The organism is Nostoc sp. CCY 9925 (assembly GCF_963920935.1).
Taxonomy (GTDB): Bacteria; Cyanobacteriota; Cyanobacteriia; order Cyanobacteriales; family Nostocaceae; genus Nostoc.
This window is the reverse complement of record NZ_CAWUDO010000100.1, coordinates 1-26,515: the sequence shown is the minus strand read 5'-3', so window position 1 is coordinate 26,515 and position 26,515 is coordinate 1. Positions and strand designations below refer to the sequence as shown.

At 41.6% G+C, this 26,515-nt stretch carries 27 protein-coding genes; 15 read left to right on the top strand and 12 right to left on the bottom strand.

Going from position 1 to position 26,515, the window contains the following annotated elements:
* Positions 1-137: 137 nt before the first annotated feature.
* The 6 genes from glyQ (at position 138) to ACM0OY_RS32430 (ending at position 6,710) form a co-directional block, all read left to right on the top strand.
* Entirely contained in the window at positions 138-1,016 is an 879-nt protein-coding gene (gene glyQ / locus ACM0OY_RS32455; protein WP_414572878.1) for a glycine--tRNA ligase subunit alpha, read from the top strand.
* Between the two features lie 99 nt (positions 1,017-1,115).
* The gene (locus tag ACM0OY_RS32450; RefSeq protein WP_414572877.1) at positions 1,116-1,328 is read left to right on the top strand and encodes a hypothetical protein; all 213 of its coding nucleotides are present in this window, start codon (positions 1,116-1,118) and stop codon (positions 1,326-1,328) included.
* A gap of 459 nt (positions 1,329-1,787) precedes the next feature.
* Positions 1,788-4,145 (top strand): ComEC/Rec2 family competence protein, encoded by a 2,358-nt coding sequence (locus tag ACM0OY_RS32445; RefSeq protein ID WP_414572876.1) that lies wholly within the window; start codon positions 1,788-1,790, stop codon positions 4,143-4,145.
* 134 nt (positions 4,146-4,279) lie between these two features.
* A complete protein-coding gene (locus ACM0OY_RS32440) occupies positions 4,280-4,750 on the top strand; it encodes an NADAR family protein (protein ID WP_414572875.1) in 471 nt (156 codons plus the stop codon).
* A 238-nt stretch (positions 4,751-4,988) separates the two neighbouring features.
* Positions 4,989-5,291: a hypothetical protein gene (locus ACM0OY_RS32435; protein WP_414572874.1), complete on the top strand. Its 303-nt coding sequence runs from the start codon at positions 4,989-4,991 to the stop codon at positions 5,289-5,291.
* A 318-nt stretch (positions 5,292-5,609) separates the two neighbouring features.
* Positions 5,610-6,710, top strand: coding sequence for a tetratricopeptide repeat protein (locus tag ACM0OY_RS32430; protein WP_414572873.1), 1,101 nt, complete (start codon positions 5,610-5,612; stop codon positions 6,708-6,710).
* Between the two features lie 227 nt (positions 6,711-6,937).
* Here the strand turns inward: ACM0OY_RS32430 and rlmN are convergent, their stop codons facing one another.
* The 4 genes from rlmN to lgt all read right to left on the bottom strand — a co-directional run bounded on the left by rlmN (position 6,938) and on the right by lgt (position 10,430).
* Positions 6,938-8,029 carry a 23S rRNA (adenine(2503)-C(2))-methyltransferase RlmN gene (rlmN, locus tag ACM0OY_RS32425; protein WP_414572872.1) on the bottom strand — a complete coding sequence of 364 codons (1,092 nt, stop codon included), beginning with the start codon at positions 8,027-8,029 and terminating at the stop codon, positions 6,938-6,940.
* A 57-nt stretch (positions 8,030-8,086) separates the two neighbouring features.
* Positions 8,087-8,440 carry a phenylpyruvate tautomerase MIF-related protein gene (locus ACM0OY_RS32420; RefSeq protein ID WP_414572871.1) on the bottom strand — a complete coding sequence of 118 codons (354 nt, stop codon included), beginning with the start codon at positions 8,438-8,440 and terminating at the stop codon, positions 8,087-8,089.
* 111 nt (positions 8,441-8,551) lie between these two features.
* Complete coding sequence (gene cobM / locus ACM0OY_RS32415) at positions 8,552-9,340, bottom strand: precorrin-4 C(11)-methyltransferase (RefSeq protein WP_414572880.1); 789 nt, start codon at positions 9,338-9,340, stop codon at positions 8,552-8,554.
* Between the two features lie 214 nt (positions 9,341-9,554).
* Positions 9,555-10,430 (bottom strand): prolipoprotein diacylglyceryl transferase, encoded by an 876-nt coding sequence (gene lgt, locus ACM0OY_RS32410; RefSeq protein ID WP_414572870.1) that lies wholly within the window; start codon positions 10,428-10,430, stop codon positions 9,555-9,557.
* Positions 10,431-10,721: 291 nt separating this feature from the next.
* Between lgt and coaD the strand changes: the two genes are divergently transcribed.
* The 3 genes from coaD to ACM0OY_RS32395 all read left to right on the top strand — a co-directional run bounded on the left by coaD (position 10,722) and on the right by ACM0OY_RS32395 (position 12,424).
* Entirely contained in the window at positions 10,722-11,273 is a 552-nt protein-coding gene (coaD, locus tag ACM0OY_RS32405; RefSeq protein WP_414572869.1) for a pantetheine-phosphate adenylyltransferase, read from the top strand.
* A complete protein-coding gene (locus ACM0OY_RS32400) occupies positions 11,183-11,851 on the top strand; it encodes a DivIVA domain-containing protein (protein WP_414572868.1) in 669 nt (222 codons plus the stop codon). The genes coaD and ACM0OY_RS32400 overlap by 91 nt, the downstream gene beginning before the upstream one ends.
* A 252-nt stretch (positions 11,852-12,103) precedes the next feature.
* On the top strand, positions 12,104-12,424 hold the full coding sequence (locus ACM0OY_RS32395; RefSeq protein ID WP_414572867.1) for a Ycf66 family protein: 321 nt from the start codon (positions 12,104-12,106) through the stop codon (positions 12,422-12,424).
* Positions 12,425-12,598: 174 nt separating this feature from the next.
* Here ACM0OY_RS32395 and ACM0OY_RS32390 read toward each other — a convergent pair whose 3' ends face one another.
* From ACM0OY_RS32390 to ACM0OY_RS32370, 5 genes are all read right to left on the bottom strand, one after another.
* Positions 12,599-13,204: a hypothetical protein gene (locus ACM0OY_RS32390; RefSeq protein WP_414572866.1), complete on the bottom strand. Its 606-nt coding sequence runs from the start codon at positions 13,202-13,204 to the stop codon at positions 12,599-12,601.
* 413 nt (positions 13,205-13,617) lie between these two features.
* Complete coding sequence (locus tag ACM0OY_RS32385; protein WP_414572865.1) at positions 13,618-14,373, bottom strand: lysophospholipid acyltransferase family protein; 756 nt, start codon at positions 14,371-14,373, stop codon at positions 13,618-13,620.
* A gap of 112 nt (positions 14,374-14,485) precedes the next feature.
* The gene (gene tadA, locus ACM0OY_RS32380) at positions 14,486-14,971 is read right to left on the bottom strand and encodes a tRNA adenosine(34) deaminase TadA (protein ID WP_414572879.1); all 486 of its coding nucleotides are present in this window, start codon (positions 14,969-14,971) and stop codon (positions 14,486-14,488) included.
* 237 nt (positions 14,972-15,208) lie between these two features.
* Positions 15,209-15,523: a glutaredoxin 3 gene (grxC, locus tag ACM0OY_RS32375; protein ID WP_414572864.1), complete on the bottom strand. Its 315-nt coding sequence runs from the start codon at positions 15,521-15,523 to the stop codon at positions 15,209-15,211.
* A 55-nt stretch (positions 15,524-15,578) separates the two neighbouring features.
* Positions 15,579-16,151, bottom strand: coding sequence for a DUF981 family protein (locus ACM0OY_RS32370; RefSeq protein WP_414572863.1), 573 nt, complete (start codon positions 16,149-16,151; stop codon positions 15,579-15,581).
* A 430-nt stretch (positions 16,152-16,581) separates the two neighbouring features.
* On the opposite strand from ACM0OY_RS32370, the gene glpX reads away from it, so the two are divergent.
* Both glpX and ACM0OY_RS32360 read left to right on the top strand, forming a co-directional pair.
* Positions 16,582-17,619: a class II fructose-bisphosphatase gene (gene glpX, locus ACM0OY_RS32365; protein ID WP_414572862.1), complete on the top strand. Its 1,038-nt coding sequence runs from the start codon at positions 16,582-16,584 to the stop codon at positions 17,617-17,619.
* A 220-nt stretch (positions 17,620-17,839) separates the two neighbouring features.
* Positions 17,840-19,126 (top strand): glutamyl-tRNA reductase, encoded by a 1,287-nt coding sequence (locus tag ACM0OY_RS32360; protein WP_414572861.1) that lies wholly within the window; start codon positions 17,840-17,842, stop codon positions 19,124-19,126.
* Positions 19,127-19,209: 83 nt separating this feature from the next.
* Here the strand turns inward: ACM0OY_RS32360 and ACM0OY_RS32355 are convergent, their stop codons facing one another.
* Positions 19,210-19,815 carry a hypothetical protein gene (locus ACM0OY_RS32355; protein ID WP_414572860.1) on the bottom strand — a complete coding sequence of 202 codons (606 nt, stop codon included), beginning with the start codon at positions 19,813-19,815 and terminating at the stop codon, positions 19,210-19,212.
* Positions 19,815-20,447, bottom strand: coding sequence for a ParA family protein (locus ACM0OY_RS32350; protein WP_096537204.1), 633 nt, complete (start codon positions 20,445-20,447; stop codon positions 19,815-19,817). Before ACM0OY_RS32350 ends, ACM0OY_RS32355 begins: the two co-directional genes overlap by 1 nt.
* Positions 20,448-20,714: 267 nt before the next feature.
* Here ACM0OY_RS32350 and ACM0OY_RS32345 point away from each other — a divergent pair, with 267 nt between their 5' ends.
* Positions 20,715-22,097, top strand: a complete 1,383-nt coding sequence (locus ACM0OY_RS32345; protein ID WP_414572859.1) for a cytochrome P450 — start codon at positions 20,715-20,717, stop codon at positions 22,095-22,097.
* A 37-nt stretch (positions 22,098-22,134) separates the two neighbouring features.
* On the opposite strand, the gene ACM0OY_RS32340 is transcribed toward ACM0OY_RS32345, so the two are convergent.
* Positions 22,135-22,743: an acyltransferase gene (locus tag ACM0OY_RS32340; RefSeq protein WP_414572858.1), complete on the bottom strand. Its 609-nt coding sequence runs from the start codon at positions 22,741-22,743 to the stop codon at positions 22,135-22,137.
* Between the two features lie 272 nt (positions 22,744-23,015).
* Here ACM0OY_RS32340 and ACM0OY_RS32335 point away from each other — a divergent pair, with 272 nt between their 5' ends.
* The 3 genes from ACM0OY_RS32335 to ACM0OY_RS32325 all read left to right on the top strand — a co-directional run bounded on the left by ACM0OY_RS32335 (position 23,016) and on the right by ACM0OY_RS32325 (position 26,338).
* Positions 23,016-23,450, top strand: a complete 435-nt coding sequence (locus tag ACM0OY_RS32335; RefSeq protein WP_414572857.1) for a hypothetical protein — start codon at positions 23,016-23,018, stop codon at positions 23,448-23,450.
* Positions 23,451-23,528: 78 nt separating this feature from the next.
* The gene (locus ACM0OY_RS32330; protein ID WP_414572856.1) at positions 23,529-25,973 is read left to right on the top strand and encodes a tetratricopeptide repeat protein; all 2,445 of its coding nucleotides are present in this window, start codon (positions 23,529-23,531) and stop codon (positions 25,971-25,973) included.
* 128 nt (positions 25,974-26,101) lie between these two features.
* Positions 26,102-26,338, top strand: coding sequence for a hypothetical protein (locus tag ACM0OY_RS32325; protein WP_414572855.1), 237 nt, complete (start codon positions 26,102-26,104; stop codon positions 26,336-26,338).
* Positions 26,339-26,515: the final 177 nt, after the last annotated feature.

The window sequence follows — 26,515 nt, the reverse complement described above, 5'->3', positions numbered from 1 at the left end:
AACTAACACTATTAAGAGTGTCAACTCTTTTTGCAAAAAACTTTTGCAATTTTTTTTCAACCCCCTGAAACTGCCCACAGTGGAGGGTTGTAAGCAACAATAGTTTATGCAATCTGCTGACTAAGGAAGGATAGAGCGTGAATTTTCAGTCGGTAATAGCTTTGTTGCATCAGTTCTGGGCCGATCGCGGATGCTTGATCGCTCAGCCTTACGATATCGAGAAGGGGGCAGGTACTAAAAATCCCCAAACATTTTTAAGAGCATTGGGACCGGAACCGTGGGCTGTTGCCTATGTTGAGCCGTGTCGTCGTCCGACAGATGGACGCTATGGCGAAAATCCAAACCGCTTTCAACACTATTATCAGTACCAAGTCCTCATTAAGCCTTCGCCAGACAATATTCAGGAGATTTATCTTGATTCATTAAGGGCTTTAGGTATTCGTCCAGAAGAACATGATGTTCGGTTTGTGGAAGATAACTGGGAAGATGCGACAGTAGGAGCTTGGGGGACTGGGTGGGAAGTCTGGTTAGATGGAATGGAAATTACTCAATTTACTTACTTCCAACAGTGTGGTGGAATCGATTGCCGCCCTGTGTCAATTGAGATTACATATGGGTTAGAGCGTTTGACGATATATCTCCAGCAAGTGGAAGCAATTACAAAAATTCAGTGGACGGATAACATTACTTATGGAGACGTTTTTCTACAAAATGAAATTGAACAAAGTACCTATAACTTTGAAGCGTCGAATCCGGAGTTACTGCTGACACTGTTTAACTTGTATGAGCAAGAAGCCACGCAATTGACAGAGCGAGGATTGGTTTTGCCAAGCTTGGATTATGTGATGAAGTGTTCCCACACGTTCAATTTGCTGGATGCTAGAGGTGTAATTTCGGTGACGGAGAGAACTCGTTACATTGCTAGGATTCGTCATTTAGCACGTAAGGTTGCTCATTTATATGTTGAGCAAAGGGAAAAGTTAGGTTTTCCATTGTTGAAGAAAACAGCAGATTAGTAGTGTTTGCAGGCTATAACACTAGAAAGGAAAATGAGAAAGATAAGGCTTTTCCACCTTATCTGCTCTCTGTTTGTGAGGTTTGTTAACTTGAACACTATGACCACTTTTGAACAACTAGAAATCGGTGACTACTTTCGGATTCCTGGTATGAGCCTTGGATGTGTTTATAGGAAGGCTAGCGATTCTTATTGCAGTATGAATGCTTTATTACAATCAATTCGGCTCGGAACACGAGTGATACTGCTGACTTCCAGAGAAGTTTCTGATTATTTTGTGGTAAAGCATGATTATCTCAAGAGCTTAAGATAATCAAGATTAAAGTCCGTGCTTTAACTAAGCTAAAAATTAGACCTGCCTTGAAAATAGGGACTGGGCACACTTCTCTTCTCTACGAGACGCTAAAAGCGAACGACCAGCGCAGTGTATCGCTAGGAACTGGGAACTGGGAAAGAGATATTTTCATTCCTTCGTTCTGAACTGTGTTCATAGAGTCTCTTGCTAAAAATATTTGTTTGCCTTACACAAAGCCGTAGATAGCCAGAGAAAGACTTTGAAATTTTGAAGCCTGCTGAAGCGGGCTTTGTTTGTATAAACCCAATGAACTATACTTCACCAGAAGCATGAAGATTTTTCTTTACTGCTCTTAGTAGTAGTTCTCTCAAAGACAGCTAGAGATGATGACGCAGAAACGCGGAAATTGATACGTTGCCATATTTTTGATAATTAGCAGTAAATTTCTGTTTGCTAGGTGCTTTTACAAAAAACTTTATGATTCAAACTAGTGGCGTAATTATTTGTCTTGGCTACATTATCGGGTTGTTGTTTACAGCAATTCCTTGGGGTGGTGCGTGGATTTTGATTTTGGGGATAGTGGGAGCAATTTTTTTTAGAAGACGCTATGTCATCTCACGGAAACTTGCTCAGAAACCAGACAAGCCTGGAGGCAAAACCAAGACAGTGCTTAACACCTGGCAAACTATTCCCCATGCTCGAATATGGCTAGCTGCTGGCTTGGTGGGATTGTTGGCAACTTTTTATTTTCAATGGCGAGTACCGCAACCAGGTGCAAAAGATATCAGTCAGTTCGTTCCGCCTGGAAATACTAATAATCAAGAACAACTCGTGATTGTTCGGGGCGAAGTGGCGAGTAATCCCCGCTTAACTCGCAGTCAGCGGGGACAATTTTGGCTCGAAGCGACTCAAATAGATGAGGTCAAAAATGAGAAAGGCTCAGCAGGTGTCCCAAAAGGAGTGACAGGCAAACTATATGTAACAGTCCCCATTCTTCAAGCTACTGGGTTATACCCTAGTCAACAAATCGCTGTGACTGGGATTTTATACAAACCAAAGGCGGCTTCCAATCCTGGTAGTTTCGACTTTCAAAAGTTTCTCAAGCAAGAAGGAACATTTGCTGGTTTGATTGGGCGACAAATCAATATTTTGGAACAAGAACGTAAATGGGGCTGGTGGCAAATTCGGGAGCGAATTGTCCGATCGCAAGTTCGTAGTTTAGGTATTCCAGAAGGTTCTCTTGTCAGTGCAATGGTTTTAGGTAGCAAAGCTGTGGATTTACCCTACGGTATCCGCGATTTGTTCGTACAAGCCGGATTAGCTCATGCTTTAGCGGCTTCTGGATTTCAAACTTCGTTGATTTTGAGTGTGATATTACAGTTAACAAAGCGTACAAAAAAAGGAATGCAATTTACGCTTGGGTTTTTGGCTTTAATCATTTTCTTAAGTTTAACAGGTTTTCAACCTGCGGTTCTCAGAGCTGTAATTATGGGTTTTGCAGCATTAATTGGTCTGTTATTAAAAAGAAAGGTAAAACAGTTAGGTTCGCTGTTATTAGCAGCAACACTCTTATTACTATTTAATCCGCTATGGATATGGGATTTAGGTTTTCAACTGAGTTTTTTGGCAACACTCGGATTAGTTGTAACAGTACCGCCAATTATTGACCGTTTAGGTTGGTTACCACCTGCGATCGCTTCTTTGATTGCTGTTCCCTTAGCTGCTACTATTTGGACTTTACCTGTGCAACTTTTTGTCTTTGGAGTTGTACCAACTTACAGTTTATTGCTGAATGTTCTTAGTACCCCATTAATTTCCATTATTAGTATAGGTGGCATCATCAGTGCTATAGCAGCATTAATTTGGACTGAGGCAGGAAGCTTTTCGGCTGGGTTGTTACATTACCCCACAGATTGGCTAATTAAACTCGTAGAGTTTTTTAGCAATTTACCTGGAAACTCTGTTGCTGTTGGTAGCATATCTAGTTGGCAATTGCTAGCAATTTATGGACTAATTATCTTAGTTTGGCTAGTAGCTTGGTGGCAGCGGCGGTGGTGGTTTGCTGGTGTAATTGCGGTTAGTTTAGTAATCATCCCGCTTTGGCATTCTGCGAATACATTATTTAGGATAACTATTTTAGAGTCTGGTACGGAACCAATTATAGTTGTTCAAGACAAAGGAACAGTAACTTTGATTAATAGTGGTGATGAAGGTACAGGACGCTTCACTGTTCTACCATTTTTACAACAGCAGGGTGTCAATCAAATTAATTGGGCGATCGCCACCGATTTTCAAGGCAATGAAAGTAATTCTTGGTTAGAATTAATCCAACGTTTACCAATCAAAAACTTTTACGAATATTCCCCAAAACCAGAAAATTCTATTGCAATTCAGGCAATTCAAGAGCAACTACAAAAGCATCAAGGATCTTACCAACCTTTAGCAGTGGGTCAAGCTGTGCAAACTGGTTCGATAGTTGCACAATTAATTAATGAGGAATTACCTATTTTACAATTGCAAATTTTAGATCAAAACTGGTTATTAGTAGGTAATATAAAGTCTCAAGAGGTACAACAATTAGTTAAAAATGGGAGTTTACCTCGCCCACAAGTGTTGTGGTGTGCCCCTCAGTCTTTGAAAAATTTAGTTCTTGCTCTGCAACCAAAAGTGGCGATCGCTTCTGCTGCAAACTTTGATGAAAAAACTTTATCTGAACTGAATCAAAGTCAAACTAAATTATTTTTCACAGGACGAGATGGTGCTATTCAATGGTCACCTAATCGTGAGTTTGAAGCATTTATTGAAGCATCAGAAAATCAATCTTCTGTTTTATAAAACTAATTAAAAAATGCAAAAATGTTAATTTTTAATAAATAATTTCTTAGTATGCTGTATAATTATATCATCATTTAGCAATATAATGGTGATAACTATTACTATTTATTCAGACTTAAATATTACTAACTTCTATGACAATCTACTTTTACAGTACTCGTGAACAATATGGTTGTTTCTCTAACTTTTCCGCCCACGGCTTCAAGTTAGATGAATTGTATTGGCCGACTAGCGAACACTACTTTCAAGCACAAAAGTTTTTCGGTACACCCCATGCAGAACAAATCCGCTTGGTTAAAATGCCTAAAGATGCTGCAAGGATGGGGCGTGAAAGAACCCGTTCTTTACGTCAAGACTGGGAACAAGTTAAAGACGACATTATGCGCCAAGCAGTGCTACGTAAATTTCAAACTCATACAGATATCAGGGATATCTTACTTTCCACAGGCGATGAAGAAATTGTTGAAAATTCGCCCATCGATTTTTACTGGGGCTGTGGTGCTGATGGTAGTGGTAAAAACATGCTAGGCAAAATTTTAATGGAGGTGCGAGAGATCCTCTCCCATGCCTACAGCACAGATATTGATAATAGTAGAGTACAATAATATTATTGCGATGAATGCTTGCCCCAGCAACAGGCTCTTAAAACAGAAGTATAAATTGACGGATGAGCTATTAAGAGCTAGAAACTCAAATTTATCCGCTAAAAGTTCTAGCACTAGATTATCTAGCAAAAAAATTTTCATTTTTGAGTTTGAAAGATATACTTGCCTAAACTTGGCAAAGGCTCCGTTTTGCTAGAGTAGCTTGAAAGCAGAAATTCCTCAAAGGAGTAAACTAATTATGTCTCGTTTAGTAAAAGCAAAAAAATATTGCAAATGGTTCTGGGATGAATCCCTTGGAGGTGACTTTGACACTTGGGGTACTAGCACCTACTTTATGGAAATTGGTAATAATTTGCATGTAGTCAGACAAATAGAAGTTTATGAAAATGGCAACGTCTTATTTTATGATAGTAGCCATTTTACTGATGATTACGGAATGTTATCCGATCAACGAATAGGTGAAGATGATATACGCGACTTTGAAATTACAAAGGGAGAATTTGAACAAGTTTGGAATACAAAAATCCCACTAAATAGGTAAAGATTATTAATTAAAAAGTGCATAAATATCAAAAAGCTTGTTGCCGAACTCCAGTCTGTTAGTTTAGGCTATTTAAGTTTGAAAATTGCTTGTCAGCTAAGTGAGTGATAAGTATATTTATCTTTGTTCATCAGTGGAAAGTCAAGCGGCGATCGCTTCATAAATTAATTCTTACCGCTGCTATCGTTAATAAGGCTATTCAATGCCAGCCATATCAAACGTATTTGGTATACACGCTGTGGTAACCCAGCTTCATGAAAGATACATTCTGGTTTTGGGAACACTAGGCTTACCGCCAGACTAGACAGGAAGGGGTTGATGTTTAAAGACGGATGGAATCATAGATCGAAAAATACAGTCCCCCTGAAATTACCCATAACAAACCTAAAATCAGTGAAGCGCAATACAATTACCCATGAATTTGACTCTGGTTCACAAGCAGAAATACCACTACCACAGGAAATTGACGAACATTTACCCGAGGCATCTCAACTGCTACGACAAGGTATTCAACAACAGCAAGCTGGTGAATTAATAGCAGCCATGAAGTCGTTACAACAATCCTTGGTACTCTTTCAAGCAGCTAAGGATTTACAAAAACAGGCGCAGGTACTTTCTTTTTTAGGATTGGTAACTTACACCGCAGGAGATTACAAGAGTGCTATCTCTTACTCTCAACAGTGTATGTCTTTAAGCGAGGAGGCTTCAGATTTACCATTGCAGATGCAAGCACTTTCGCATTTGGGCAATGCGTACCGCCACCTAAACGACCATAACAAGGCAATTGAATATCTAGAAAAGTGTTTAAAAATAACCCAGCAGCTGCAAGACAAACGCAGTCAAGTAGCAGCACTAAATAATTTGGGATTGGTATATAAAGCTTTAGGTAACTTTACACAAGCTATTGAGTATCAGCAGCAAAGCCTAGAAATTGTGCGCGAACTCAAAGATAATTGGGGTGAAGAACAGGTACTCAAAAATTTGGGTAATGCTTGGTATGCTTTAGACAATTATCCAAAAGCGATCGCCTACTATGAGCAATGTGTAATATTGGCACGCTCCTTAAAAAATGTTCGCAGTGCTTCTCAAGTGCTAAAGAATTTAGGTAATGCTTGTTATGCCTTAAGTGATTATACCAAAGCCATTAAGTATTATGAGGAACGCTTACAATTAGCCAAAGAAATTCAAGACAAGCGTAGCGAGGAACAGTCTCTAGGGAGTTTGGGAGTTGCTTGTGAAGCTTTGGGGGATCATCACAAAGCAATTACATATTATGAAGAACGTTTAGTTTTAGCTAGAACACTCAAAGATCGGCGCAGTGAAGAACAAGCTCTTGCCAGCCTAAGAGTTGCTTGCTACGCCTTGGGCGATTATGCCAAAGCCATGCAATACCAGCAGGGGACATCTCCAAATAGTTAATATCATATCCAACTGGATACTTATGATTGATCTCAAAGTTAATTAATAACTCGTGATACCATTTTGGATTTTAGACTTCGGCTTGCTTCTCTACGAGAGGCTGCGCCAACGACTCCGCTCAGCACAAGCCGCTCAGTCGAACGATTTTAAATTTTGGATTGAGAATAGGGTTGATGAATTTGGGTTTAGTGAATCCATCGATTGCAATCATTTTTTTGGTATAAACTTTATTTACTGGCCCTGAGTTGTCCACAAGCAGCATCAGCTTCCAAACCACGGGAGTAACGGACGCTGACAGCAATTTGTTGTTCCTTGAGGACATTGAGAAATGCTTGAATACGATCGCGGCTGGGACGTTTGTAGTCTACTTCTTCGATAGGATTGTAAGGGATCAAATTCACATGATTTTGAAATCCCCGCAGACGTTTCGACAGTTCTAATGCGTGTTCTGGCAAATCATTGACACCAGCAAGGAGAATATATTCAAAAGTTACACGGCGTCCAGTGATTTCCACATAGTCACGACATTCAGTTAGCAAATCTTCTAGAGGGTAAGCGCGGGCGCTGGGGACGAGCTTTTCCCGTAGTGCTTGGTTGGGTGCATGGAGGCTAACAGCGAGAGTTATTTGCAAATGGTGTTGCGCTAACTGACGGATGCGATCGCGAATACCAACTGTAGAAACAGTTAGCGATCGTGCTCCTATACCGACATCTTGATTCAGAGATTTCAAAGCCGCTAGGACATTTTCAGTATTCAACAACGGTTCACCCAATCCCATAAACACGACATTGCTAACCCTTTGCTGAAAATCTTCTTGCACAGTCAACACCTGATCGACGATTTCATGACGTGCTAAATTGCGCTTGTAGCCCCCTTTACCAGTAGCGCAGAAATCACACGCCATTGGGCAACCTACCTGAGTAGAAACACAAACTGTCAGACGGGATTTTGGACCGTCTCCTCTTTCTCCCAAGGTGGGGATACCAACAGTTTCAATAATTTGCCCGTCTGCTAATCGTAAAAGATATTTCACCGTACCATCGGGTGCCACAGATCGGTAGTGTAAAGTTGAGCGTCCAATGGGAATTTCTGCTACTTCTGCACGCCATTGCTTAGGGAAGACAGAAATATCACAGAGCGATCGCACTCCTTTGTGATATATCCATTCATGTAGTTGCTTTCCTCTGTAAGCAGGTTGTCCCTGTTGTTGCACCCAAGCAGTTAACTCCGCGACGGTTGCACCAAGTAGGGGAGGAAGTAATGCTGATTTGACTGGGTTGTGTGAGTCAACCTGAGATACAAGAGGCGTAGCAGACATAAAAAATCACGAGTTGATGCTGAATCTCTATCCTACACCTGCCAGATGGATTTCGTCTTAACCAAAAGTACTGCCGTTCCAGCCCCACATTGCACCTTTGGCATCTGCAAATTCTATATAAATTCGATTTTTAGCCACACCCAACGTTTGGTTAATCTGCTGACAAAAATCTTCACTCATCGCTTTAGTTTGGTCTGGCTTCATCGTACCAACACTCTTAATTTCAATGTAACAAACCGGGTCTGTATTACCTGCAAAAGTCATAGGGATTCCTGGTTCAAAAGCCGTCATCACATATGATTCGGGTTTTCCCAAATGTTTTGATAACTTACCTGATAAACTCAAAAGCATTGACTCAATTTCAGCTTTTTGAGGAGCAGATGCAGAAGTTTGGACTTTAATTAATGGCATAGTAACGAATTGGAATTTTGAATTTATTACACTGTTAAGTTTATCGAACCGCAGAGGGAATGAGAGAGAGCGGGGAATTGGGCATGAAGCATGGCCCATGCCCAAGCTTGATTAATTAGATGAACGAAATAGATGACTATGTTCAGGATGATATAAACGCGATCGCCCTGTTGCTGACGACAGTGCTGGACTGATTATATAAAGTGTGGTGCGAATTAGTTTTTCTTGATGAGTACAGTCTGCCATTTGATTGAGAGGTACAACCCTAATTTTTTCATCCGGCCATCCAATGCGAAAGCAGATTGCGACTGAGGTTTCGGCTGGGTAATGTTCGAGTAGCTTGGCTTGGGCATTTTCGATATGACGCGCACTCAAGTATAAGCAAAGGCTCGCTTGATGTGCTGCTAGAGAAGTTAATTCTTCGGCAGCGGGGACTTCTGTACGTCCACTGATACGTGTTAGGATGATGGTTTGCACTAAACCAGGTACAGTCAATTCTGTTTTCAGTTTGGCAGCAGCAGCTTGAAAAGCGCTGATACCGGGTATGACTTCAAAAGGAATGTTTGCCTCTGCTAGCAAGTGCATTTGCTCGTGGATAGCGCTGTAGAGACTGGGATCGCCGGAATGGAGACGGACTAGAGATTTGTGTTGCGATCGCACCTTTTCTAGCATAATCGCCATAATCTCTTCTAAAGTTTGATTTGCAGTTTTAATGATCTCGGCATCTTTTCGGCAAATTTCTAAAATTTGTTCTGGCACTAAAGAATCAGCAAATAAAATCACATCAGCCACAGCCAATAATTTCTGCGCCTTCACCGTTAAGAGATCGGGATCTCCGGGGCCTGCTCCGACAATGTACACTGATGGTTCTATAGCATATAGTGTTCTTTTATCACTCAAATTTTCTGTATATTCACCTTGAGAAGCACACACAGCAAACCCTCAAAAAATTTTTTTGTTATTTTCTCAGTATCTTTCCGGATTTACCCTCTTTCCCTAGTAGAGAGTAATGGTAGATGCACCCTGGTTAAGCCCTAGAGAAAACTCTGGGGCATTTTTTATTTTTGGGCATACGGCATCGGGTTAGGAAAACTCTTCCCTAGTCGCCAGTGTCTCATCCCCTGATCTCGCCATTTCCCTTAGGACTAGGAATCACATCAGGCAAAGGGCGTTTGAGTAAGTAAAGCCAAGCTAACCCAAATAATCCCAATAGAATTCCTAGGCAACTCACTACTTGTGCCATCCGCAAAGGGCCCAACATCAAGCTATCAGTGCGAAATCCTTCAATCCACAGGCGTCCTAAGCTGTAAGCTGGCCAGTAAACTAGAAACAGCGTGCCTACTTTCAGGCGTGGCTTGCCAGATAAAGAGCGGAAAAACAACGTTATTAGCAGCGCAAACACCATTAAATCCCACAGAGATTCGTAGAGGAAGGTGGGATGAAAGTAATCAAAATTAAGATACTCTACGGGACGACGTTCTGGTGGAATATATAGCTTCCAAGGTAAATCAGTCGGATCGCCAAAAGCTTCCGAGTTGAAAAAATTGCCCCAACGTCCGATCGCTTGCCCTAAAATCAGGGAAGGCGCTACTAAATCCGCTAGTTGCCAGAAAGAAACCTGCTTGAGTTTGGCAAAAATTAATGCTGCCAAAACTCCACCAATAATTGCTCCGTGAATAGCAATACCTCCTTCCCAGATAGCAAAGATTTTTTCTGGAGTTGAGGCATATTTTGACCATTCAAACAAAACGTAATACAGCCGTGCCCCAGGAATTGCACCGATTAGCAGCCAAAAGAACAAATCGCTGAGCAACTCCGGATTAACATGACGGCGTTTTGCCAAATATTGGGAAAGGACGACGCCAATTAACACTGCTGTGGCAATCAACAAGCCATACCAGCGGATAGTCAATGGCCCTATTCTCACCAGAATCGGTCCTGGGGAAGTAAATTGAAACGCCAAGGGCAAGGTGGAAAAATCCAGTGCCATGAAAAATTACCTAGAAGAGTTCGTTAACTACCCGCGCACTTTGCTAAGTACGGAGTTTCTTACGTCTGGAATACCAGACTAACCTTGAATCCTCTACAACATTGTGAAGACATAGGTAGAAATCCAGCATCCATATTTAGGAGTCTAGTTCCTAACGCTTAGTTGAGCATAACTTGTGTCACCGGAACAATTGACTTTAGCATTCTTCCTCAAAGTGCAAGATGATAGATTTGAGTAAGTTACACAATAGAGTTTCAATATAATCACCTAAATTAAGTTTGATATATCATTGTGATTGCGATTTATCCTGGCAGCTTTGACCCCATTACCTTGGGACACCTAGACCTCATCCAGCGCGGCAGTCGGCTGTTTGAACGCGTAATTGTCGCTGTATTGCGGAACCCCAATAAAATGCCACTTTTTAGTGTTCAGCAACGGCTAGATCAGATCCGTCTTTCTACACAACATCTACTTAATGTAGAAGTAGACAGCTTTGACGGTCTGACTGTCAATTATGCTCAAATGCGACATGCACAAGTTTTGCTGCGGGGCTTGCGGGCTGTGTCAGATTTTGAAGTGGAACTGCAAATGGCTCACACAAATAAAACTCTTTCTACCCAAATAGAAACAGTTTTTCTGGCAACCTCAAATGAGTATAGTTTTTTAAGTAGTAGTGTGGTAAAAGAGATTGCAAGGTTTGGTGGCTCTATCGATCATCTCGTTCCCCCACACATTGCCCTAGATATATACCAATGCTACAATCACAACTCCCCAATGTTGAACCCAATCTCAACGGAAGTAACCCCCCCCCTCAAGAGTATGTCGGCGGAGAGGGAAGCATAGATATTCAGGAGGAACTCAACCGCCTAGAGGAAATGGTTCTCTCTAGTCTCCGGATTCCCCTGACAGGACGCACACTCATCGATGAAGAAAAGCTGCTAGATCAGCTTGACTACATCCGGCTTGCTTTGCCAACACATTTTCAAGAAGCGGCAGCAATTCTGGAACAAAAGGAGGAAATTCTCCTGGAAGCAGAAGAATATGGGCAGCAAATAGTTGAAGCCGCCCAAGCAAAAAAAGCGCAAATTTTAGCTGAAAGCGATATTATTCAACAGGCCAAACAAGAAGCTGAACAAATGCGGCGACAAGCCCAACAAGAGTGTGAGGCAATAATGCAGGAAACCCTGACTGAAATTGAGCGCAAGCGATATGCTTGTCAGCAAGAGTTAGAGCAAATGCGACAAACAGCGATCGCTCACGCTCAAGAAATTGAAGATGGTGCTGATGCATATGCCGATGGCGTCCTAGAAAATATCGAGCAGGATCTTAAAGAAATGTTGCGAATAATCACCAACGGACGACAACAACTCCAAGTTGATAACCTGACGCAGCGTAATATACCTCCTGGTTATAAAAGATAAAGGTTCTGAGAAAATGGGCAAGAATTCTCGGTTGGGTTTCGCGGGCGCTTAACCCAACAATTCTTATCAAAAAAACTTTTGTGTTTCTATATTCTGTTAGGAAAACATCACCTACCACCAACTTACCATTATAGGCAAACAGCCTACACGATAGACTTATTGATGAGTGCCTTTTGTTTTTTTATTTTTCCTTTATTCCATTAGCAATAAGTTTAATATTTTGGCTTGTAATTAACCAGGATTACTAAATAAATGCTCACTTTAGCTCAAGTTAACTTTGGATTAAATCTAGTTGGTTTAATTGGAATTATTTATTTGCTTTTGTCAATTGTCTACTTTCTTTTAACATTGGCTTGGCTAGTCCAACGTGGAACCAGACTTAGAGGTTGGTCTTTAAGTCTTTACATTATCCAAGTGATATTTACGCCAATTGTCTTGTTATTATGCGGTGGAATATTATTTTTTCAAGGTTGGCGTTTAGATCCAATTCTTCAGATTCAACAATTTTTATTATCCTTATTAATTATTTACTTGACTATCAAAGATATTGTGATTAATGCAGTATACAGATAAGAATTTAGAAGCTAGAATTATTCTTGCTCAATGGCTTCAATTCCTACCAACTTAGCTTTATACTAGCCCGGTAGGGAATGAGGAAAATGACGGAGATGAGGGAGTGAGGAATAAGAATTGATAACCAACGCCACATGCCCCATACCCCATTTTCCAGTCAGGTTTGTAATTGAGTTATTTTTGAGATGAGGAAGATGAACCACTACTTTCTCTGGGGTAGGGAGAATCAACAAAACCCAATTCAAACAACTGTTTATAGGCTTTCTTACCTAAATCCCGCGTTGGGTTTTGACTCTTAATTATTTGAACCAACAATGGCACCGCTAATTCTGGCTGATTTTGTGCCCGATGTACCAATGCTAGTTGAAAGGTAGCTTCATCTCGTTTTTGGGCTGTTAATAAAGCCTTTTGACGTTGAGAATCGGAAACTCTATTATCAATTCCTGAAAAACTAGAGTTTAAGTCTTGATAAAAATTAGATAGTTGATTAAAAACCTGACGTGCTTCTTGGAGTTTCTTGGCAGCTAAGGTGTAGTTTTGAGCAGAAACGGCTTGTTCTGCATCTTTCATTAAGCGATCGCCCCCTTCAATGCTCAAAAGGCTGTTATTTTGAGTTACCGGACGGAGGTTATTGGGAGCGTTGGGATCAATGGGTTGTGGTTGGCTTGTAGTGCCTGGTAACTGTGGTACCTGAGCATTTACAGGTGATAGCAAGCTGAGGACTGCTAAGACTGATAAAAAAGCACGGTGCATCAAGGTAACAGCGGCAGCAGTGTTCATGGGGTCAATTAGTGCAACAACTATATAGAAAAGTTATGGATACTTTCGGTATCTTAACTCTGTTTTGGTCTTGAGCAAAGCCAAGCCACATAACTAAGTTTCTCAGATTTAGACTAAAAATTGCTTGAATAGAGTTCCCATTAGCCCTGTATAATCTCCATCACTGAGCAATTCTGTATTTTGTAGTCAATAATTAGTTATTTGCTCAAAAACTGCCAAATTGGCTGAATATTCTGTCAATAGAGGCTAATCTATAGATATACGTTCTCAAAAGCTTGGAAAATGCTACTAATTTTTTTGTGGTTGATGCACGCTAGATGTAGCAGTTAGTAATTAGCGCCAAATTTGGAAAGGGCTAATTGCTTAGTCCTGAGATTTTTCCGTGATTACCTGTCTTAAGACCCTTGACAGGATCAAGAATTAGTAATTTCTGCAAATGTGTGATTGCTAATTTCTGTTTCTTGATGACTTAATTGTTGGAGTGCCTTTGCTAAATCAGCTGTGAGACTTTTAGCATCTTGTTTTATGGAGCCACGTATGTAATCCTTTACTCTCATTGGACAGCCAATGTGAATTGTCACGTCTGTACCCCAATAAGGGTATGGTTGGCCGTAATTAATGCTTATAGGTATAATTTTCACTCCCAGCGCGGCATCACTAGATTCAGCACTCAAAGCCAGACGTGCAATTCCCGGCTTCAAAGGGGCTTGAGCATGACGGTATATGTTACCTTCTGGAAAAATCACCACGGCTTTTCGCTGTTTAAGCAGCTCAACTCCATGTCGCAGACTGCGAATTGACGGCTGTCGAGTATTTACAGGAAAACCGCCCAAACGCCGAACAAACCAGCCTTGCAATCCTTGGCATTCATCGATAGTGACCATGAACCGCAGGTCTTTTGCTGTCATACAATCAGCAACAGCGTAGGGTACTAGCAATCCATCCCAACGTGCCCTATGGGTAGGAGCAAAGATAACAGGCCCAGTTGTGGGGATATTTTTTTGTCCGGTTATTCTAATTCGCCCAAAGAAGAATGGTAATAGGCAGTGACGACCGAATAGATACGCTAGAGGGCTTAACCAAGGAGAAACCCTTGAGGTTGTACCATCCGCTTGAGTATTTGCTGGTGTGTGCTGGAAAGTATCGAATAAAGAGTAAAATTCCATCATGATGGAGACAGCTGATTGACGGATAAAATTTAACGAAAAGCCTGATTAGTTACACCGTAGATTCTCTTGCGTGACTTGTGTCGTGTTAGATGGACAGTTTTACCTCTGTCTGTTATTTTCTCTTAGGTCGCTTAGTTGTAAACCAAGCCTGTAATTGTTGACGACAAGCTGATTCTAGAATGCCTCCGATTACCTGCAAGTGGTGATTAGAAGCACGACTATCGGGTATGTTAATAACTGTACGAATTGCGCCAGTTTTTGTATCGTCCACCCCATATACAAGTAGTCCTAGACGCGCTTGGACGATCGCACCTGCACACATTGGGCAAGGCTCCAGAGTTACGTACAGAGTACACTCATTCAAATGCCAATTTTGTAAAGTTGTGGCGGCTCTTTTGAGAGCAATAATTTCCGCATGAGCCGTGGGGTCTTTGTCGCGCTCTTTTCTGTTCTCTCCCTCCGCAACTAAGTTACCAGTTGAATTGATGATAACAGCACCTACGGGAATTTCACCTGCTTCACCTGCTGCTTGTGCTAACTCTAGAGCACGACTCATCCATTGTTGATGTATAAGATAATCTCCATATTTATTAAGCATCCTCTGAGTCATATAAAAATTTTAAATTTTTACAATCTAACAGATTTGGGCATGGGGCGTTGGGAGTGCTGAAGTTAGAAGTTAAGAGTTAGGAGTTTAGAGTTAATCTCCCTTTTGCCTCCCCATGACCCATCTCATACCAATTCAAAATTCAAAATTAAGAAATCCTTGTAAAACAAGGGTTTCTAGATTTGGATCTGTTTCAAACTTTTAATGAATTGGTATCAGCCCATTAGCTTAAATAGCAGCTTGGGCTAACAGAGTATCGAGTTGATTTTGTGTATCTAGCTGATAAAGATCGTCGCAACCACCAATGTGTTGATTATTGATAAAAATTTGTGGTACGGTGCGGCGTCCGTTAGCGCGTTCTGCCATTTTTGCTCTGGCTGCTTCGTCGCCGTCGATTTTATATTCGGTAAAGTTGACACCTTTCCACCACAGCAACATCTTGGCACGAATGCAGAAAGGACAAGTTTGCCATGTGTAAATTTCGACGTTGGCTTTAACTCGGTCTGGATGGCGATTCAAAAGAGGATTAAGAAAGTCCAGCATATTTTTTAAGCAAGGTTTTAACTATGTTTCTAGCCTAGATCATTGCTGGCATTACTTACCGCATTGGTGCTGGAACCCACTTTTGGAAACTTTCTAAATGATTCCAGTAAGCCAAATATCCAGTCAATGCCCAAATTAAAGCGGCTACTATTAAAACGGCAACACCAATTAGCCGCCAAGTTCGGTTGGTTTTCCAATAGAGAGTCGGGGCAGCAAATATACCACCTAATCCTGTTAAGATAAAACCGATTCCTGACACAAACGGTTGTTTTGTCATATTCAAGTTGATGATGCGGATACCAATCACGATCGCCACTAAACCAGCAAAAAAACCGTAAACTGCGATTGTGAATAAATCCCAACCTACAGACAGGGCAATCGCCGCTGCAACAAACAAAATGCCAAATAAAACACTTGTTTCACCGAAGGCAATGTTAAAGCTACCAACAACTGGCCAGGTGAAGCTCATGTGTAAACCTGTTGTTAAGGCGATCGCACCTGTAATCCCAAATCCTGGAATCCACTGTTTCTGATGTGAGCTATCTATCCCACGATATACATAGTCAGCCAGTATAAATAAGCCAGCTACCATGTTGATTAACATGAGTGTGATGTAGTCGATAAACACGATTCACCTCTTGATGCTTTTATGGGTTGATATGAATTATCCCAAGTTACACCGTTATATTTCTAAATATTTAAAACCATAGTTAACAATTCAAAATTCAAAATTCAAGACATTTTCACAAAGGGACTCTTCACCCGACTGAAACTGGGACTACGTATAGACTTTGTAACAGAGGGATCTCAAACCCTTTGACTTACGATCAACACAGATTAACACTACAACAAGGATTTGAAGTATTAATACTCATAAGTACAAGGCTAAAATGAAGGTGAGGATCTCTAAAAATTATTGACACTAGTGTCAATAATTTGGAAGTTGAGACTTCGTTAACATTTGTAATGGAAATTTGGTAACCGCCCTTTGGTAGACTTAAAGACTGAAATAGCCAGATAAAGTAACGCAAATTCAAGCAGTTGAGAGGGCAGACTCTGTGGAAAATACACTTGGGTTAGAGATTATTGAGGTAGTAGAGCAAGCAGCGATCGCATCCGCCAAGTGGATGGGCAAAGGTGAAAAGAACACTGCTGACCAAGTAGCAGTGGAAGCCATGCGGGAACGGATGAATAAAATCTACATGCGTGGTCGCATTGTAATTGGGGAAGGCGAACGCGATGATGCGCCTATGCTTTACATTGGAGAAGAAGTAGGTATCTGTACCCAACCAAATGCCGAAGCTCTCTGTAACCCTGATGAACTTATTGAAATTGACATCGCTGTTGACCCCTGTGAAGGTACGAACTTGGTAGCATACGGACAACCGGGTTCAATGGCTGTGTTGGCAATTTCTGAAAAGGGTGGATTATTTGCTGCTCCTGACTTTTACATGAAGAAATTAGCAGCACCCCCCGCAGCGAAGGGAAAGGTAGACATCAACAAGTCAGCAACGGAAAACCTCAAGATTCTCGCTGAGTGTTTAGAGCGCTCTATTGAAGAACTTGTAATCGTGGTCATGAAGCGCGATCGCCACAATGATTTAATTAAAGAAATCCGTGAGGCTGGAGCGAGAGTGCAACTGATTTCTGATGGTGATGTGGGTGCAGCAATATCCTGCGGTTTTGCTGGAACCAATATCCACGGACTGATGGGTATCGGTGCTGCTCCTGAAGGTGTAATTTCCGCAGCTGCAATGCGGGCTTTGGGTGGACACTTCCAAGGCCAACTGATCTACGATCCAGAAATAGTAAAAACAGGTCTGATTGGAGAAAGTAAACAAGCCAACCTCGATCGCTTGAAGTCTATGAATATCAATGACCCCGATAAGGTCTATGATGCTCACGAACTCGCATCTGGTGAAACTGTTCTGTTCGCTGCTAGCGGAATTACCAGTGGTAATCTCATGCAAGGTGTACGTTTCTTCAAGGGTGGAGCAAGAACTCAAAGCTTGGTAATTTCTAACCAGTCGAAAACTGCTCGATTTGTTGATACAATCCACATGTTTGGTGAACCGAAGACTCTCCAACTGTACTAAATTCTTGGGGAATGGGGAATAGTAATACTAAGGGCGAAGCATGGAAACTGAAACATATTCACACAAATGCTTCAACCATAGAGTAGTTAGTAGTTAGTAGTTAGCGATCGATATTTTGTTTGTTGCTTGGTAATTTTTCCAAGCAACAACCTGCAATTCCCCATTCCCTACTCTTCAATGCCTAATTATCAACTACCAACTAGTAACTACGATTTAGCAAATGAATATAGCAGTGGTGGGGTTAAGCCATAAAACAGCCCCAGTAGAAGTCCGGGAAAAACTGAGCATTCCAGAACCACAAATTGAAAGTGCGATCGCTCATCTTAGCAGTTATCCCCATATTGACGAAGTTGCAATTCTTAGCACTTGTAACCGCCTGGAAATTTACATTGTTACCAGCGAAACAGACCAAGGTATCCGAGAAGTAACTCAATTTCTGGCAGAACACAGCAAATTACCTGTGACTTCTCTGCGCCAACACTTGTTTATGTTGTTGCATGATGATGCAGTCATGCATGTGATGAGGGTAGCAGGCGGTTTAGATAGTCTGGTACTTGGAGAAGGTCAAATTCTAGCTCAGGTAAAGACCACTCACAAATTGGGACAGCAATATAACGGTATAAAAACCATTTTGAATCGATTATTTAAACAAGCGCTAACAGCTGGCAAGCGAGTTCGCACTGAAACTAGTATTGGTACTGGCGCTGTCTCTATCAGTTCGGCAGCTGTGGAATTAGCACAAATGAAAGTAGCAAATTTAGCTGCTTGCCGAGTGGTGATTTTGGGTGCTGGAAAAATGTCACGGTTGCTAGTACAACACCTGATTTCTAAAGGTGCTGTGCAAATCAGCATTGTCAATCGCTCTCGCGAACGTGCCCAAGAATTAGCAAAGCAGTTCTCCGAACAACCGATTCAAATTCACAGCTTATCGGAAATGATGAGAGTAATTGCCGATAGTGATTTGGTATTTACAAGTACTTCAGCCACAGAACCGATACTTGACCGTGCCAAATTGGAAATGGTGTTAGAAGCTCAGCGTTCTCTGATGTTATTTGATATTTCTGTGCCGCGCAACGTTCATGCAGACGTGAATGAACTGGTAAATGTGCAGGCCTTTAATGTCGATGATTTGAAGGCTGTAGTGGCGCAAAACTACGAAAGTCGTCGGAGAATTGCACAGGAAGCAGAGCGACTTTTAGAAGAAGAGGTGGAAGCTTTTGATGTTTGGTGGCGTAGTTTAGAAACTGTGACTACTATTAGCTGTCTGCGAAATAAAGTCGAAACCATTCGGGAACAAGAATTAGAAAAAGCTTTGTCTAGATTGGGTTCGGAATTCGCAGAAAAACATCAAGAGGTGATCGAAGCTTTAACACGAGGCATTGTTAATAAAATTTTACATGACCCGATGGTGCAATTGCGATCGCAGCAAGATGTTGAAGCCAGGCGGCGTTGTATGCAAACTCTACAAATGCTGTTTAACTTAGACGCAGGCGAGCAGTTTAGTTAACAACAAGAAGCGCAACTTTTCCCCCTCTTGCAAAACTAGTTTTGCAAGAGGTGTTTTTCAATTTTTAACTACCTCTAGCGATGCTAGTCATACAGCCAAGTGTTGTCTGCAAAATCATCATTTGTTGCTGTTTGTTTTTCTGCTAGTTTTTCAGATGAACGATGTGATTTTTTATAATTTAGTGGATTGTAGGCTTCTTTTACTGGTTTTATAGCACTAGTTTGTTTGGCAACAATTTGAGAGTTAGTTTCTGCTACTTGTTTTAAAGCATTAATTTCTTCTATGAGTTTGGAATTTGCTTCTGCAAGTTGTAGTGCTGTTTTTTTTGTTTCGTCAAGTTCTTTTGTTAGCTGTTCTGATATAATTTTTTGTTCAGATGCTAGTGTTTTTTGTCGAGATAAGTTTGATTTTAAATCAATAATTTCCTGTGCTAAAGCCGCTTCTTTTTGATGACTTTTTTCTAAATTAGTTGTCAACTCTTTGACAGTTGCTTCTAAATCAGCTTTAGTGGGATTTGTGCGCCTAGTAGTAGTTGGTTCGGGCGTCTGTGGCGAAGATTCTTCATCAGTTGCAGCCTCTTCTTGGGCAATTTCTTCTGCGGAAACTTCGATCGCAGATTCATCTTCTGAGGATGTAAATTTTTGTGCCTCTTGTTGTAGTAAATCCGATAGACTTTGTTTCTTAGCCATTATTTTCTCCAATCACGCTGTAATTCATCAGCTGCGCGGCGATAATCTATCTCCGCTTCCCGTGCATTTCCTCCGCGCCATTGAGTAATTGCGACACCTTCAAGCGCGGCTCGTTCGTGAGCTTTATAGGCGCGGATGAGGGTATCAAAAGCAGGAATACCTAGCCGAGTGAGAGTTTTTTTTGCTTCTAGCGCTTCCCCGAGACTGCGCGTATCGACTTTAGTGAGCAATACCCGATGGGGGGTTCCCAGGGGGATAACGGCTTCCTTGACTGTTTCCACGAGGACAGCTAAATCCATTGCAGACGGGGGTGTAGGCAAAACTAGATAATCTGCGATCGCAACTACCGCTACTAATGCTTCAGAGCGCAGCGCGGGAGGCGTATCCACCACTACTAAATCGTAACCTTTTATTTTTGTTAAATCACCTAAAAGTGTCGGATCTGTTTCTTGAGATAAATCAAATCCCATTCCCTGCTGACTACGCCCGAACCACCAACTGGCAGAACCTTGAATATCTGCATCAATCAGCAACACCTTTTTTTTCTTAGCAAAGTTTGCAGCCAGATTGATTGCGGTAGTCGTTTTACCGACTCCTCCTTTACCGTTGAGAATAGCGATGATTTTTGGCACTGCTTTAGGTAGAAAAAGGGAGTGGGGAATTGGGGGATGAGGGAGTGAGGGAGTGTGGGGAGTGTGGGGAGTGTGGGGGGAAAGATTTCTTCCCTATCCTCCCACATTTATCATGCCCCATACCCACTTGCCCTGAGCGTTCGCGTAGCGTCTCGCAGAGAAGGGATGTCCTATTCCCCAATGATGAATATACCGCTTTGTGTGACTCTCAATCACATAAAAACTCGTAACAATGAAATTCAGAAGCTATTAATTCCACAAACTCCTATGACAACAACTTACAACCTACCTGATGGCCCTCAAATACCGCGCTGGCTGCGGATGATTAAGTTTATTAGTCAGCCTGTAAAATATGTGGATGATTTTGCCAAAATCTATGGTGACACTTTCACCATTAAGAGTAGTCGTTCAGATAATGCTCTCGTGTACTTTAGTAAACCCGAAGCACTTGAGCAGATTTTTACAGCTGATTTGAGTTCTTTTGAGGTTGGCAGGGGGAATATCGGGCTAAGATTTTTACTTGGCGATCGCTCTTTTATGTTATCAGATGGCGATCGCCACCAGCGCCAACGGCAATTATTAGCTCCTCCTTTTCATGGCGAAAGAATGAGGGCTTACGGCGAGGATATCCGGAAAATAACACGACAAGTGACTCACGAATGGCAAATTGCTAAGCCTTTTAAGATCCGTGAGTCGATGCAAGAAATCACTTTGCGTGTTATTCTGCGAGTTGTGTTTGGTTTAGAAGCAGGAGAAAGGTTTGAGGAATTAAGGCGATCGCTAAGCGATTTACTAGACTTCATTACTTCGCCTTTAATGTCCAGCGCCTTCTTTTTCAACTTCATGCAAAAAGATTTGGGTACTTGGAGTCCGTGGGGTTGGATTCTCCAACAACGAGAAAAAATCGATCAACTTATTTATACTCTGCTTCGGGAACGTCGCGCCGAATCTCATCAAAATCGCCAAGATATCCTGAGTTTGATGATGGCTGCTCGTTATGAAGATGGTCAAGGGATGTCAGATGAAGAATTGCACGACGAATTAATGACACTGCTAGTTGCGGGACATGAAACTACAGCTTCGGCTTTGACATGGGCATTTTACTGGCTTGATTATTTACCTGAAGTGCGTGAAAAGTTATTACAAGAACTCGACACTGTTGGTGTCAGCTCAGATTTGAGTACCATTGCTAAATTGCCCTATTTAACAGCTGTTTGCCAAGAAACATTGAGAATTTATCCAATTGCCATGAATGCTTTCTTGCGGATTACAAAAAGCCCACTTGAAATTATGGGCTACAAATTACCGCCGGGTACATTAATTCTTCCCAGTATTTATTTAGCGCATCATCGCGAAGAAGTTTACCCACAATCCAAGCAGTTCAAACCAGAACGATTTTTAGAAAGACAATATTCACCATACGAATATTTACCATTTGGTGGGGGTAATCGTCGCTGTATTGGTATGGCATTTGCTCAGTATGAAATGAAAATTGTCTTGGCTACTGTTTTGTCAGAATTTCAATTATCCCTAACGAACAAACGTCCCGTGCGTCCCGTACGTCGTGGTTTAACTCTCGCCGCACCCGCAGGAATGCGGATGATTGCGACACCTCAAGTAAAACTGGCGAATACACCAGCGCTAGTTTAGCAAGTAGGTTGGGTATTTTAATGCCCAACTCACCAGCTTAATGTTGAATTACTTCAATAGGGGTTTGAATTTCTCGCTTACAAGCGAGTTTTTCATAATGTTCTTTGTCGCGGTATTTAATTGTTCTCATAGGTTGATTTCCCACAATTGCTAAAGATTCAACATTAGCAGTGACAACCGTACCAGCCGCCACAATTGCACCATCTCCAATGGAAACTCCGGGAATAATTAGAACATTTCCACCAATCCAAACATTGCGACCGATAACAACAGGTTTATGAATGTAAACGTTATGTTCATAAGGTAAGTCATTACTTTGATAGTCGTGGTTTGCAGAGAGAATCACAACATTAAATCCAAGTGTTGTGTTGTCACCAATTGTAATTCCGCCACGTCCATCTAACATGACATCTTGTCCAATGTAGACTTTATTTCCCAGAGATACATTTTGCGGGTGTTCAATTCTCACGTCTCGCTTAAATCGTAGACCTGAGCCACAAAATTTTAACTTACTCTTCAGTTGTTGATGTTTATATCGCCTGATTTTGGTTTCGACGTATTCTCCCCACTGTAAGAGACGAGGTACTAACTGTTGTTCAAATACTTGCTCTAATTTATTTGTAATTTTCTCTTTGATTTGTTTCATAAAACCTCACGGGAGTTTAGTAAAGCTTTAGTTTTAACCCAGGAAGGGTAAATGACACAGATAATTTAGTAATACACTTACATTTATTAGGTTTCCCTGATAAGAATATTTTCTACCGGATGAATAGGGTTTCTCTAAAAGGATTCTCATCGTAAGCAAGAAAGTCAACTTAACATTAAAAATCGTGTCTACACAGACAAAATCAAGAAATGTGATGATAAGGCTAGGCTAGAATAGCTTTCAGTGGAATTTCGGTTGTTATTCATAAAATTATGGAACCTGTGACACTAACGGCTGTTGCAACTGCGATCGCTACTATAGTTTTAACTAAGGCATTAGAAAAAACTGGCGAAAAGCTTGGGGAAGCAGGGTTAGAAGCAAGCGGTAAATTAATCGCACAGCTACGTAATAAAAATAAATTGCCTTTGTTAGCAGAGGCGACACCAGAAAATACACAACCGCCGTTAGATTATGGCAAAGCAGTACTAGAGTTGAAAGCCGCAGCAGACGCAGATACCGAAATTGCTCAATCGGTGCGGGACGTGGAAGCAGCCGCAAACGCCGATCCTCAAGTAGCGTCAAAAGTCCAAGCTTTAGCAAATGACTTCAACTCACAACCAGCAACCATCATTAATTCTACAAAGTTAGCCGAGTCTATTAAAAACGTCATTCAAGGAAATATTTTCACTGGTACTAATATTTTTTGACTGCATTCGCCTGGAGAAGAACAGGTAAAGTCAAATCTCGCTACCGAAATACCGCAAAATTTGCCCTTAAGTGGGGTGATGGAGTTTGTTGGACGTGAAGTGGAATTGCAAAATCTCCACCAGCTTTTGCAGGAAAACGAACAGGTGGCTATAGCTGCTGTTGCGGGGATGGGTGGAGTTGGTAAAACAGAACTTGCCCTACAATATGCCAGGAATCACCGCGAAACTTACAAGGGTGGAATTTGCTGGTTGCTGGCAAAATCTGGTGATGTGGGTATTCAAGTTGTGCAGTTTGCCAGAACTGTGCTTGATTTAAACCCACCAGAAGGTTTAGATGTCCTTGCTCAAGTGCAATACTGCTGGCGGCATTGGTGTGAGGGTAATGTGCTGCTAGTGTTAGACGATGTTGGGGAATATCAGCAGGTTAAGCCTTATTTACCCTCCTCATCTTCCCGGTTTAAAGTGTTGATTACCACGCGCCAATACTTGGGAGCATCTATTAAGCAATTATCCCTAGATGTATTGCAACCAGAAGCAGCCCTGGAGTTATTAAAGTCGTTTTTTAAAGAAACACCACAGCGAATTGAGCAAGAATTAGCTGTTGCAAATCAGTTATGTGAGCGGTTGGGATATTTGCCTTTGGGTTTGGAATTAGTGGGGCGATATTTGAAGCGCAAAGTAGACCTTTTTTTAACAGAAATGTTGCGACGGTTGGAGAAAAAGCGACAACAAAAACCCGCTTGGGATAAACCAGAAGGCGATATGACAGCACAACGGGGTGTGTTAGCAGCCTTTGAGTTGAGTTGGCAAGAATTAAATGACGATGACAAGCAGTTGGGCTGTTTATTGAGTTTATTTGCCGCCGCACCTATACCTTGGGATTTGGTAGAACAGTGTTTACCACAGGAAGACGAGGAAGAGTTAGAGGAAATTCGGGATGAGAAGTTGTTGAATTTGCATCTACTCCAGCGCAAAGATGAGGGAGTTTACCAATTGCATCCCCTACTGCGGGAGTTTTTCCAATATAAGCTTACAGGTTTAGAACAGGCAGAGGAATTAAAGCGATCGCTTTGCAGGGTAATGGTAGCAGTTGCTAAAAATATTCCTGAAACACCGACCCTTGAGCAAATTACTGCTGTTTCCCCCGCCATTCCTCATATAGCTGAAATAGCGAATAATCTGATTCAATACGTTAGCGATAAAGATTTAACTTGGGTATTCGTTGGTAATGCTACTTTTTATAGATATAAAGGGCTATATGACCAGGCTTCATCTTGGTGTAAGCACTGTTTAAAAGTTACTAAAAAGCACTTAGGAGAAGAACATCCAGATGTCGCCACTAGCCTCAACAACCTAGCAGAACTCTACCGTTCCCAAGGAAGATATAGCAAAGCTGAACCCTTTCATCTGGAAGCATTGGCGCTTAGGCGGCGCTTGCTGGGAGAGAAACATACAGATGTTGCACAAAGCCTTGACAACTTAGCCTTACTTTACAAATCCCAAGGAAGATATAGCGAGGCCGAACCGCTTTGCCTTCAAGCTTCAAAATTGTGGCAATGCCAACTCGGAGCAGAACATCCTGATTTTGCTACCAGCCTTAATAACCTAGCGGAACTCTACAAATACCAAGGAAGATATAGCGAAGCTGAACCTCTTCACCTCAAAGTATTGGCGCTCAGGCTAAGCCTACTTGGAGTGGAACATCCTGATTTTGCCATTAGCCTCAATAATCTAGCGGAACTTTACCGTTCCCAAGGAAGATACAGCGAAGCCGAACCGCTTTACTTGCAAGCATTGGCACTCAGGCAACGCCTATTAGGAGAAGAACACCTTGATGTAGCGCAAAGTCTCAACAATCTGGCTGGTTTCTACTACTTTCAAGGAAGATACAGCGAAGCCGAACCGCTTTACTTGCAAGCATTGGCACTCAGACAACGCCTATTAGGAGAAGAACACCCTGATGTAGCGCAAAGTCTCAACAACTTGGCAGCACTCCACCACTCTCAAGGACATTACAGCGAAGCTGAACCTTTATACCTGCAAGCTTTAGAATTAACGCGACACCTTCTAGGAGACGAACATCCTGATTTTACTAACAGCCTCAACAACTTGGCAGTACTCTACTACTCTCAAGGACGTTACAGTGAAGCTGAACCTTTGTATCTGCAAGCTTTAGAACTAACGCAACACCTTCTAGGAGACGAACATCCTGATGTTGCACTTAGCCTCAATAACTTGGCATTACTCTACAAATCTAAAGGACAATACAGTGAAGCCGAACTCTTGTACCTGAAAGCTTTGGAATTTACACAACACTTGCTAGGAGAGAAACATCCTGATGTTGCACTCAGCCTTAACGACCTAGCGTATCTCTACGACTCCCAAGGCAGATACAGCGAAGCTGAACCCCTGTATATCCAAGCCTTAAGTATTTTGGAGCCACTGCTAGGAATTAATCATGCTAATACTATTACTGTACGTAAAAATTTAGCAGATTTGCGCGATCGCCTCTCCTCACCATAGCAAAATTCATGTTCCCAAGTAAAATAATGGTGTTCTGGGGGTGTAGGCGTAACCCGTCAGAGATATTACTCTACTCCAGTTTAATTAGAGAAGGATCTGACCCACAATAGATTAGTACAAAATTACCGATGAATCAAGAACTGACTCAAGCGATCGCCTCTGAAATTCAATTATTTCAGAATATCGAACAAAAAGAAAACTTTCTGTTTTTACTCGGTGCTTTAATTGCTAAAGTAATTAGCTTAAAAAAAGCTGCGGAAGTCATGCAGCTAGAACCATCAGAATTACTCAATATTCTAGACTTGATGGGAATTGAGTTTTCATATCTTGGTGAAGAAGATGTTGCTTTAGAAAAAAGCTCGTGAATGAATGCAAATTATTCTTAATTCATCACCCCTTATTTTTTTGTCAAAGTTAAACAAAGTGCGATCGCTCAAACTCAACTTTGACCTTCCGAGGTTCAACTTTGACCTTCTGAGGCTCAACTTTGACCTTCTGAGGCTCAACTTTGACCTTCTGAGGCTCAACTTTGACCTTCTGAG

What these genes read in the sequence shown, in the direction of transcription:
- ACM0OY_RS32440 (WP_414572875.1), top strand. Translation starts at nt 4,280, where the DNA reads ATGACAATCTACTTTTACAGTACTCGTGAACAATATGGTTGTTTCTCT.
- ACM0OY_RS32345 (WP_414572859.1), top strand. Translation starts at nt 20,715, where the DNA reads ATGACAACAACTTACAACCTACCTGATGGCCCTCAAATACCGCGCTGG.
- ACM0OY_RS32435 (WP_414572874.1), top strand. Translation starts at nt 4,989, where the DNA reads ATGTCTCGTTTAGTAAAAGCAAAAAAATATTGCAAATGGTTCTGGGAT.
- ACM0OY_RS32335 (WP_414572857.1), top strand. Translation starts at nt 23,016, where the DNA reads ATGGAACCTGTGACACTAACGGCTGTTGCAACTGCGATCGCTACTATA.
- ACM0OY_RS32330 (WP_414572856.1), top strand. Translation starts at nt 23,529, where the DNA reads ATGGAGTTTGTTGGACGTGAAGTGGAATTGCAAAATCTCCACCAGCTT.
- tadA (WP_414572879.1), bottom strand. Translation starts at nt 14,971, where the DNA reads ATGCTTAATAAATATGGAGATTATCTTATACATCAACAATGGATGAGT.
- ACM0OY_RS32325 (WP_414572855.1), top strand. Translation starts at nt 26,102, where the DNA reads ATGAATCAAGAACTGACTCAAGCGATCGCCTCTGAAATTCAATTATTT.
- ACM0OY_RS32355 (WP_414572860.1), bottom strand. Translation starts at nt 19,815, where the DNA reads ATGGCTAAGAAACAAAGTCTATCGGATTTACTACAACAAGAGGCACAA.
- ACM0OY_RS32430 (WP_414572873.1), top strand. Translation starts at nt 5,610, where the DNA reads ATGTTTAAAGACGGATGGAATCATAGATCGAAAAATACAGTCCCCCTG.
- ACM0OY_RS32385 (WP_414572865.1), bottom strand. Translation starts at nt 14,373, where the DNA reads ATGATGGAATTTTACTCTTTATTCGATACTTTCCAGCACACACCAGCA.
- lgt (WP_414572870.1), bottom strand. Translation starts at nt 10,430, where the DNA reads ATGGCACTGGATTTTTCCACCTTGCCCTTGGCGTTTCAATTTACTTCC.
- ACM0OY_RS32420 (WP_414572871.1), bottom strand. Translation starts at nt 8,440, where the DNA reads ATGCCATTAATTAAAGTCCAAACTTCTGCATCTGCTCCTCAAAAAGCT.
- ACM0OY_RS32400 (WP_414572868.1), top strand. Translation starts at nt 11,183, where the DNA reads ATGCTACAATCACAACTCCCCAATGTTGAACCCAATCTCAACGGAAGT.
- ACM0OY_RS32340 (WP_414572858.1), bottom strand. Translation starts at nt 22,743, where the DNA reads ATGAAACAAATCAAAGAGAAAATTACAAATAAATTAGAGCAAGTATTT.
- ACM0OY_RS32445 (WP_414572876.1), top strand. Translation starts at nt 1,788, where the DNA reads ATGATTCAAACTAGTGGCGTAATTATTTGTCTTGGCTACATTATCGGG.
- ACM0OY_RS32450 (WP_414572877.1), top strand. Translation starts at nt 1,116, where the DNA reads ATGACCACTTTTGAACAACTAGAAATCGGTGACTACTTTCGGATTCCT.
- ACM0OY_RS32390 (WP_414572866.1), bottom strand. Translation starts at nt 13,204, where the DNA reads ATGAACACTGCTGCCGCTGTTACCTTGATGCACCGTGCTTTTTTATCA.
- ACM0OY_RS32360 (WP_414572861.1), top strand. Translation starts at nt 17,840, where the DNA reads ATGAATATAGCAGTGGTGGGGTTAAGCCATAAAACAGCCCCAGTAGAA.
- ACM0OY_RS32395 (WP_414572867.1), top strand. Translation starts at nt 12,104, where the DNA reads ATGCTCACTTTAGCTCAAGTTAACTTTGGATTAAATCTAGTTGGTTTA.
- rlmN (WP_414572872.1), bottom strand. Translation starts at nt 8,029, where the DNA reads ATGTCTGCTACGCCTCTTGTATCTCAGGTTGACTCACACAACCCAGTC.
- grxC (WP_414572864.1), bottom strand. Translation starts at nt 15,523, where the DNA reads ATGCTGGACTTTCTTAATCCTCTTTTGAATCGCCATCCAGACCGAGTT.